The 8,637-nt window shown below is 58.5% G+C and carries 7 protein-coding genes, 1 other RNA gene and 1 pseudogene; 2 read left to right on the plus strand and 7 right to left on the minus strand.

Features of this window, described 5'->3' with window-relative positions; all coding sequences use genetic code 11:
* Window positions 1-225 precede the first annotated feature (225 nt).
* The 4 genes and pseudogenes from rnpB to ACK4FF_RS12065 form a co-directional block, all read right to left on the minus strand.
* Window positions 226-630, minus strand: an RNA gene (gene rnpB / locus ACK4FF_RS12050) — RNase P RNA component class A.
* Between the two features lie 83 nt (window positions 631-713).
* Window positions 714-1,457, minus strand: a pseudogene (locus tag ACK4FF_RS12055) (DUF3025 domain-containing protein); the annotation flags it as partial.
* Window positions 1,450-2,559: a dihydroorotase gene (gene pyrC, locus ACK4FF_RS12060; RefSeq protein WP_409709463.1), complete on the minus strand. Its 1,110-nt coding sequence runs from the start codon at window positions 2,557-2,559 to the stop codon at window positions 1,450-1,452. The gene pyrC and the pseudogene ACK4FF_RS12055, both read right to left, overlap by 8 nt.
* Window positions 2,560-2,592: 33 nt before the next feature.
* Window positions 2,593-3,948: a glycerate kinase gene (locus tag ACK4FF_RS12065; protein ID WP_409709466.1), complete on the minus strand. Its 1,356-nt coding sequence runs from the start codon at window positions 3,946-3,948 to the stop codon at window positions 2,593-2,595.
* Window positions 3,949-4,004: 56 nt separating this feature from the next.
* On the opposite strand from ACK4FF_RS12065, the gene ACK4FF_RS12070 reads away from it, so the two are divergent.
* Entirely contained in the window at window positions 4,005-4,811 is an 807-nt protein-coding gene (locus ACK4FF_RS12070; protein WP_409709469.1) for a class II glutamine amidotransferase, read from the plus strand.
* On the opposite strand, the gene ACK4FF_RS12075 is transcribed toward ACK4FF_RS12070, so the two are convergent.
* Window positions 4,760-5,848, minus strand: coding sequence for an aminopeptidase (locus tag ACK4FF_RS12075; RefSeq protein WP_409709472.1), 1,089 nt, complete (start codon window positions 5,846-5,848; stop codon window positions 4,760-4,762). The genes ACK4FF_RS12070 and ACK4FF_RS12075 overlap by 52 nt on opposite strands.
* Before the next feature lie 123 nt (window positions 5,849-5,971).
* Here ACK4FF_RS12075 and ACK4FF_RS12080 point away from each other — a divergent pair, with 123 nt between their 5' ends.
* Entirely contained in the window at window positions 5,972-7,183 is a 1,212-nt protein-coding gene (locus tag ACK4FF_RS12080) for a M20 aminoacylase family protein (RefSeq protein WP_409709475.1), read from the plus strand.
* 24 nt (window positions 7,184-7,207) lie between these two features.
* On the opposite strand, the gene ACK4FF_RS12085 is transcribed toward ACK4FF_RS12080, so the two are convergent.
* Both ACK4FF_RS12085 and ACK4FF_RS12090 read right to left on the minus strand, forming a co-directional pair.
* A complete protein-coding gene (locus tag ACK4FF_RS12085) occupies window positions 7,208-8,107 on the minus strand; it encodes a transglutaminase domain-containing protein (RefSeq protein WP_409709478.1) in 900 nt (299 codons plus the stop codon).
* Between the two features lie 318 nt (window positions 8,108-8,425).
* The coding region (locus ACK4FF_RS12090; protein ID WP_409709481.1) for a hypothetical protein at window positions 8,426-8,637 on the minus strand (212 nt) is incomplete at its 5' end.

Raw genomic sequence — 8,637 nt, forward strand, 5'->3', positions numbered from 1 at the left:
ACAAAACCCCACGAATCTCCACTTTACGCATTCCCATCGGGCTTGTAAAGGTGAGGTAAGGTAAAAAGTGCTTTAACGCCAATGACTTAGGCGAACATCTTTGCAGAATTAAACAGAAAAGAATCAAGAAAAATAATGCGATAGACCAACAAGTGAAAGTAAGGTCTAAAGACACGGGTACTCAATTAGGGGGGATTGCTTCTGGCCGAACGGCCGGTCGGAAAGAATAAAAGCGCGCCTGTAAGCCGGATTCTGTTGCGCTGACAAGCAGCACTGACAACCATTCCTCTAGGCCTGGAATTGCTCCCAGGCTCAAGCCACCTACCCACGCGCACGGGGAGCACCGTCGAAGCCCGAAGCTTCTGCGCGCCTATTTGGTGTTGCTCCGGGTGGGGTTTGCCGTGCCAACCCTGTCACCAGGGTCGCGGGGGTCTCTTACACCTCCGGTTCGCCCTTGCCTGTGAAGGTTGCCCTTCCATCGGCGGTGTGTTTTCTGTTGCACTGTCCGTCGACTTGGGGCTGCATTGCTGCAGCCTTGCTTCGCCTGGCCGTTAGCCAGCACCCTGCTCACTGGAGTCCGGACTTTCCTCTCCCTTGTTTGCACAGGGCAGCGGCTGTCCGGCGCGCTTCCAAGGCCGAAGTGTAGTGCCATCCCACTGGAAAGCCAACCTTTGGTGCGAACTTTGATCAGCCACTGTTGGCTTGGCGCGAAAAAAGCGCGCGTCGTCGTAAAAGCCGGGGGCCTCGTTCAACGCCCACCAACCCGGTACGCCCAGCACCGGCAACGGAGACAGGCCACGCGCCCGGTCAACCAGCGCGACGCTTTGAACCAGCAGGTCGTCCAACACAGCCCAATCACTGGCCATCGCCCCAAGCTGCCCTCGCGGCACCAGCACAGGCAGCACCTTGGCACACAGGCCCGGGTGGGGCAACACCTGCAGCGCCTCCATCAGTCCGTGGCCCAACAACACCAACGCACAGTCCCGCCCCCAATCCAAGCGGCGCCTCATGAACAACTCCGGCCAATGGTGCTCGGTTAATGCAAGCATCAACGCACTGTCCTCGCACAACAGCACTGCCCCACTTTCGTCCAGCACCGTCAACGCATCTCGCACAGGTGTGCGGCCATTGGCCCCCACCGCATCGGCATGTTGTTGCTGGCTCAAGTGCATGAGGGTCAGGGCTTGCTTGAAACGCGGCAAATGCAGCCAAACCATCCCGTTGTAGGCATCATGCAAGTTATCACGCGTGGGAATTCGGCCTGATGCGCATGACTCCTCAAACGCCAACGCCGACAACGCCTCAGGGGCGGCCACAAAAGTCAGGCTTGCCCCAAGGGCCTCTGGGCTGACTTGCTCACTGAATTGCCCATTCAGCCAAGCGGCCACCTCACCGGGGCCACAGGCCACATCAACCGGTGTGAAACGAAACCCTGCCAGCCAAGGAAAGTCATGCACGCTCAGTCACAGACCATTGCACCGATGACCCTGCCCTCAGGGGCACAATCCCCGAGTCAGTGACAAACGGCAAACGCTCCGGGATGTCCTGTGGGTTACGGGTCAACACCACACGGCCCGAGTTCACCGGCAGCCCATAAAAAGCAGGCCCGTTCAGGCTGGCGAAGGCCTCGAAATGGTTCAATGCACCAGCTGCGTCAAAAGCCTCCGCGTACAGCCCCAAAGCATAGGGCGACGAATAACAACCGGCACACCCACAACTGGCTTCTTTCAGGTGGCGGGCATGCGGTGCACTGTCTGTACCCAGAAAGAACTGAGGCAAACCACTGGTCGCAGCGTCCAACAGAGCCACACGGTGCTCCTCACGCTTCAGCACCGGCAGGCAATACCAGTGCGGCTGTAATCCACCGGAGAACAACGCGTTCCGGTTGTACAACAAGTGCTGGGGGGTAATGGTTGCGGCAAGCAACTGTCGGCCCGATGCATCCACCCCGGCCTGCTCAGTCACAAACTGAGCCGCTTGGCGGGTTGTGATGTGCTCAAACACCACCCGAAGGGCAGGGAACCTCTCCCGCAACGGCACCATCACCTCATCGATAAAACGGGCTTCCCGATCAAACACATCCACATGGGCGTCCGTCACCTCACCGTGCACCAGCAAAGGCAGTCCCAGCGTTTGCATGCGCTCCAGCACCGCGCTGCACTGGCCCAGCAGATCAGACACCCCGGCTTCAGAATTCGTGGTGGCCCCGGCGGGGTACAGCTTCACCGCATGAACCACACCACTGGCCAAGGCCCGATCCACCTCAGTGGGCGACGTAGCCCCCGTCAGGTACAGCACCATCAAGGGTTGAAACTGCCGCAGTATGGCCTGCTCACTGCTGGAATATTGACCACTGGCGCAGGCCTTCTCAATCGAGGCCAAAATACGGTCACGGTACGCCATCGCCAGCAAAGTGGTAGTCACCGGCGGCTTGAGGTTGGGCATCACAATGGCCCGGCGAAAATTCAGCGCTGTGGCTGCAATCACATGGTCCAGGGCATCCCCGTCGCGAAGGTGAACATGCCAGTCGTCTGGCGGCGCAATGTGAAGGGTGTCCATGACCACGGTTCCAAAGTGTCTACGCTAAAGCCGTTATTGTAACTTGGGCAATCCGACGATCAACACTCGCAAATCATTCACATTGGTCATTGTCGGCCCCGTCACCAACAAACGGTCCATCGCCTTGAAATAGTCGTAACTGGTGTGCTGCTCCAGGTGCCATCGGGCTGACAAGCCCCGCGCTGCCGCTTGGGCAAGGTCACCCGGCAAAATTAGGGCCCCCGCATGTCCACCCACCCCATCGATGCCATCCGTGTCTGCAGCCAAGGCCGCGAAAGGCACCCGCTCGTCCAAAGCCCGAAGCTCATGGGCCACCGACAGTAAAAACTCGGAGTTGCGCCCACCCCGGCTTTGTTTCATCTGCGCCTCAGTCAGCGTGACCGAGCACTCTCCACCACTGAGAATTGCCACCGGAACCTCGGGCCAGCCTGCCGCCTTGGCCATTACTTGACGGACCATCGCCGCATGCACCTTCGCCACATCAGCGGCCTCACCTTCGACACCATCGCCCAAGCTCATGACATGAAAGCCCATCGCCGACAAATGCGAGGCGACCGCATCCAACATCAACCCATTGCTGGCCATGGTGTGTGTCTGCACTTTTCTGAACACCAAGGACTTGGCTTTGGGTGTCTCAGGCGCCTGTCCTCTCAACCCCTTTTCCAGATATCGCAACACTGAGTGAGGGGCCTGAACGCCCCACCGGCGAATCACCTGCATGGCATCTTCAAAGGTCGTCTCATCCGGGCAGAAGGGGCCCGATGCAATCACCGCAGGATCGTCTCCGGGCACGTCAGAAATCACCAACTGGAACACGGGCGAACGACAGGCCTGCGCCATTTGACCACCCAGTGTTTGGGTCACATGCTTGCGAACGGTATTGATCTCGTCAATCGGAGCGCCACAGGCCAACAGCGAACGGTTCAACTGCTGCAGGTCCACAAAGGGAATTTCCTTGACAGGCACACTCAACAGACTGGAGCCCCCACCGGAAATCAGCGCAATCACCGGGTCATTGGTCTCCACCGTCGACAACAAAGCGAACATTCGCCGCGCTGCGCGTTGGCCATCCTCATCCGGCACTGGATGCGCCGCCTCAAGCACCTCCACATGGCGTGTTGGGCCACCATGCCCTCGGCGAGTCACTACAACTCCCTTCAGGCGCTCAGAATCACCCGCACACGCTTCCAGCGCTTGAACCATGGATGCGGCCGCCTTCCCGGCCCCCACCACCCACACCTGCTGCCGCTCAGGCGCCTTGGCCTCCAGCCATGGCTTGATCTGCTCTGCCCAGATCGAGGCCATACCCACTGAGGGCTGAGCGGACGACACGCCCACCTCAAAACACGACCTCAACAAGCCCAAAACCACATCCTGCCCCACTGCCATGTCCCCTGCCCTGTAATAATTGTCCTGCTTCCACAGAATCTTCGCACGAATTCACCATGTGTCAACTTTTAGGCATGAACTGCAACACCCCGACGGACATCCAGTTCTCCTTCGAGGGGTTTGCGCGCCGGGGCGGCCTCACCGACGAGCACGCGGATGGCTGGGGCATTGCATTTTTTGAAGATTCTGCCGCCCGTTGCTTCATCGACAACACACCTGCATCAGCCTCCCCTGTGGCCGAGCTGATCCGCAGCTACCCAATCCGCTCCAAACACGTCATCTCCCACATTCGCAAAGCCACCGTGGGTGCGGTGAAGTTGCCCAACTGCCACCCCTTCGTGCGTGAATTGTGGGGGCAAGCCTGGGTGTTTGCGCACAACGGCGACTTGAAGGACTTTCAACCCGAACTGTCAGGCGACTACCTGCCCATCGGCGACACCGACAGCGAGCACGCCTTCTGCCTCATCCTTCAAACGCTGAAGTCAAGCTTCGGCCTGCGGCGGCCGGATAACCGCCCAAGCCTTCAAGACATCGAATCCGTCATTCGCCCCCTGTGTGCACAGATCGCGCAGCACGGCACCTTCAACATGCTCATGTCCAACGGTGAAGCGCTGTTTGCTCACTGCTCCACCCGGCTGGAATACATCGTCCGCGCTTATCCGTTCAAGCAGGCCCACCTCATCGATTGCGATCTGAAGGTGGACTTCGGCCAGGTCACCACCCCAAATGATCGCGTGGCAGTCATCGCCACCACTGCCTTGACCGACGATGAAACCTGGACCCCCTTTGCGCCCGGAAGCCTCCTCGTCTTTCAGGATGGGCAACCGGTGCTCGCCGACGGCACACCGCTGCCAAACAACTGACGCGCCTGCGGCGGCATGCGCCCAACCGCCTTCACCGCCGCGTAAAAACGGGGAAAATCCTGCCCGCAACGCTGGTACAACGCCTTGAATGCGGGAACATAATCGTCATACAACCCAGCCAAAGCCAGCTTGGCATTGTTCAAGTCCTCAGCCATGTAAAAGTCGTAGCCTGGCCACCCACCCCACTGGGTCTTCAGGGTTTCATAGTCGGCTTTCAGACGGGCGTATCGGCCCTGCTTGGCCCGACGCAAGGCCCCTTCATCATCGCCCCCCTGCGCGGCATAGCCTTCATACAACGCCGCCAAGTCCTGTCTCGCGACCGCCAACAATCGGCGAAACGCTTTGCGTCGCTCGTCAAACAGCAGGTAGTCCGCAGCCACGCTGGCTTGTTCCTGCTGTGTCAACCAAGGCTCGATGCCCAACTCCTCCACCGCAGTGGCGAAGCTTTCGTTGAACACCGTGTCGTCTTTGATGTAGACCACCTGATGGGCCAACTCATGAAAAATCAGCCTCGCCAGCTCACCTGCCGGCAATCGGATGAAGGTGTTCAACAACGGGTCAGGCGTGTAGCCCAACGTGGAATAGGCAGGCACCCCAATCACCGCAACATCCTGTCCCTGCGCACGCCAAATTGCAGCGTGCTCGCGCGCCTGTTGCTCCGAAAAAAAACCTCGGTAAGACACACACCCTGTCACCGGGAAACAGGACTTCTCCAACACCAGACTGTCCGGCGATGCCACCACCACATTCCACACCACAAATCGCCGCGCCAAGTCGGTGTATCGCCGGTAACTCAGGTTATCCGGCAGATGCAGGCGCACCGTAGCAAACTCGCGGGCATCCACAGCATGGCGCAACTGCGAAACCAGCCAAGGGGGCGTGGCCTCGTCAGTGATCACCTCGCTCACCGCTCGGGACTTGGCCAACACCTCCCAATGACCTGCCGCGGCCTGCCATGCATATTGCAGGCTCGAACAGCCGACAAGGCAAGTCAGGACAAGTGCCGCCAATCCGATTTTCACGCAGAAATGTTTCATCGCAAAAACCTTATCATCGATGGGCAAACCTTGCCAAACCCGGTTAATACCGCCCCATCGGATTGCACACCACCCAAAAACCTGCGATTCTTAAGCCTCACCTGCCAACAAAAGCCGTACACCGTGAATTCCCAAACTGACCTCCGGTCCCTAGACCCAAGCCAGATCGACCAGTGGATTGCCACGCGTCGAGACATTCATGCAAACCCGGAACTTCGTTTCGAAGAACATCGCACCGCAGAATTGGTCGCCAAGCGGCTGACGGCACTGGGGCTAGAGGTGGAGACCGGCATTGGGCGCACCGGCGTGGTCGGTTTGCTGCGTGGCCGCGCAGAAGGGCAAAACAAACCCCGGATGATCGGCCTGCGTGCTGACATGGACGCACTGCCCATCCTCGAACACAACACCTTTGCCCATGCGTCACGCATACCCGGAAAAATGCACGCCTGCGGGCATGATGGCCATGTAGCCATGCTGCTGGGCGCCGCCCAAGTGTTGGCAGAACAACCAGACTTTCACGGCAGCGTTGCCTTCATATTTCAGCCCGCTGAGGAAGGCGGCGCAGGCGCGCAACGCATGATCGAAGACGGACTCTTTGACCGTTACCCCTGCGATGCAGTGTTTGCCATGCACAACTGGCCCGGCCTGCCTGAAGGTGAATTTGCCGCGCATCTTGGGCCAGTCATGGCCTCCAGCAATGAATTCCACATCGTGATTCACGCCAAAGGGGCCCACGCCGCCATGCCCGACTTGGGCATCGACCCCGTGGTTATCGCAGCCCAACTCATCACCGCGCTGCAAACCGTGGTCAGCCGTACCTGCAAGCCCGTGGAACCCGCCGTACTGTCCGTCACACAACTGAATGCTGGAGAAGCCATCAATGTGATTCCAGACCGTGCAACCCTCAGTGGCACAGTCCGCACCTTCAGTATTGAGACTCTGGACCTCATTGAGCAGCAACTGCGAAGCCTTTCACAAGGGCTCTGCGCCTCCTTCGGCGCCACTGCGGAAGTGCACTTCGAACGCAGCTACCCGCCCACCATCAACACCCCCGAACACGCTCAACTGGCTGCTCAAGCGATAGCGTCGATACCCGGGGTTAAGGCCGTTCATGCCAACCTGCCACCCACCATGGGGGCGGAAGATTTCGCGTATATGCTGATGAAGAAACCGGGGGCCTATCTGTGGATTGGCAACGGTGGAGGGGCCCACCGTTCAGAAGGCCATGGCCTTGGGCCGTGCACACTGCACAACCCCAGCTACGACTTCAACGATCGAGTCCTGCCGATGGGCGTACAGGCTTGGCAAGCCATCGTGCACAAATTCCTGGGCTGACTGCGCAAAACGCGCTAACTGAAGTTATCGCACCTGATACCCCAGCAGGCCCTCATACTCTGCTGACCCTTTGCGCCTACCCATCAATGTGAGTTCACCGGGCTTCGCCGAAAAGCGCAAAGAGTGTTGCCCATTGGCCTCTCGCTTAAACGGCACCCATTGACGCCCTTGCACCGCAAAAAGCTCTTCAAACTGGTTGGATTTCAGCACGAACTCCTGCGTACCGCTGCGAATATGCCGGGATGGTTGAGCCTTGATCACCTGATAATCACCGGGCTGGTGATCGTAGAACTCTACAAACTCCTGCCGCTGCTTGGCCACCTCGAACAATTGCGTGGCCGAAAACCCCTGCGCCGACAAATTCAGCGCGGAGTCAGGAATTCTGTTGAAGAGGGTCGCGTTCATACCGATCGACGCTTGCACACCGGTCTGGTCTTTCGGGTCAAAGTGGCTCAAAGCAGCCTGCACGGGCGGCATCATGAAGTACACATCGGAAGGCTCTTTCACAAACCTCCCTCCATCGACATACCCGGCGCCCCAAGTGGCATCCACCACATGCCAGGCACCATTCAATTTGACCAAGTTCCACGAATGACTTTGGGCCGGCGTGCCCGCTTCACCCACCCGGGCCCAGCCCACCACGGACTTCACCTCAAGCCCGGCCATGCGCATCAGTTGCTCTGTCACGTGCGCATACACTGCACAACTGCCCCGACCGTATCGAATCAACTCATCAATCGAGTGTCGGGACGGGTCCCCGATTCGACGAGCAGCCGACGAGTCATGCCCGACATTTTGTATCACCCATCGATAAATGCGACGCGCACGGTCCACATCACTAGAAGCGCCTTCGGTCAATGTTTGTACCAACTGCACCGCATTGAGCATTGTGGGCCGATTGCCCATGGCCAGTGCATTCGACATCGAAGCAGCCCCCAGTAGGGCGACCGCGCAGAGCACTCCAAAACCGCGTTTGGACAAGCCACTCAAAAGATAGATTGTTTTACGCAACGACCACATTGAACCTTACTCAATGAAAGCAATAAGCGGGAGCAGCACTTGGCCCTTTGTACAGGGCGACAGCAGCAAACGCCTTTGCATGACGATGCGTTGACGGCCATCGACGCCATGGTCCGATGTGAGGAAACCCTGTGCACCTTGAACAGAAACACCTTGAGTGGAAATGATGAACAACCGACGCTGCGGTGAATGCGACAAGCAAGCCCATGGAAAGCAGCTTTCTTAAGTGTTTTGATGACCAATAATTGGAATGGGGATACCGTTGAGCGCGGTTGAGTTGATGGTGTGTGGTGTGGGTTGAATTGTTGTGTGCTTGTAAAGCACAAAGCCCCGCGGATGGCGGGGCTTTGGTTTTTGAATTGGAGAGCCTGACGATGTCCTACTTTCACATGCGAGCTGCACACTATCATCGGCGCTAAGGCGTTTCACGGTCC

It is taken from the genome of Limnobacter sp. (assembly GCF_046297615.1).
In the GTDB taxonomy this organism is placed as follows: domain Bacteria; phylum Pseudomonadota; class Gammaproteobacteria; order Burkholderiales; family Burkholderiaceae_B; genus Limnobacter.

What these genes read in the sequence shown, in the direction of transcription:
- ACK4FF_RS12075 (WP_409709472.1), bottom strand. Translation starts at nt 5,848, where the DNA reads ATGAAACATTTCTGCGTGAAAATCGGATTGGCGGCACTTGTCCTGACT.
- ACK4FF_RS12065 (WP_409709466.1), bottom strand. Translation starts at nt 3,948, where the DNA reads ATGGCAGTGGGGCAGGATGTGGTTTTGGGCTTGTTGAGGTCGTGTTTT.
- ACK4FF_RS12085 (WP_409709478.1), bottom strand. Translation starts at nt 8,107, where the DNA reads ATGTCGAATGCACTGGCCATGGGCAATCGGCCCACAATGCTCAATGCG.
- pyrC (WP_409709463.1), bottom strand. Translation starts at nt 2,559, where the DNA reads ATGGACACCCTTCACATTGCGCCGCCAGACGACTGGCATGTTCACCTT.
- ACK4FF_RS12070 (WP_409709469.1), top strand. Translation starts at nt 4,005, where the DNA reads ATGTGTCAACTTTTAGGCATGAACTGCAACACCCCGACGGACATCCAG.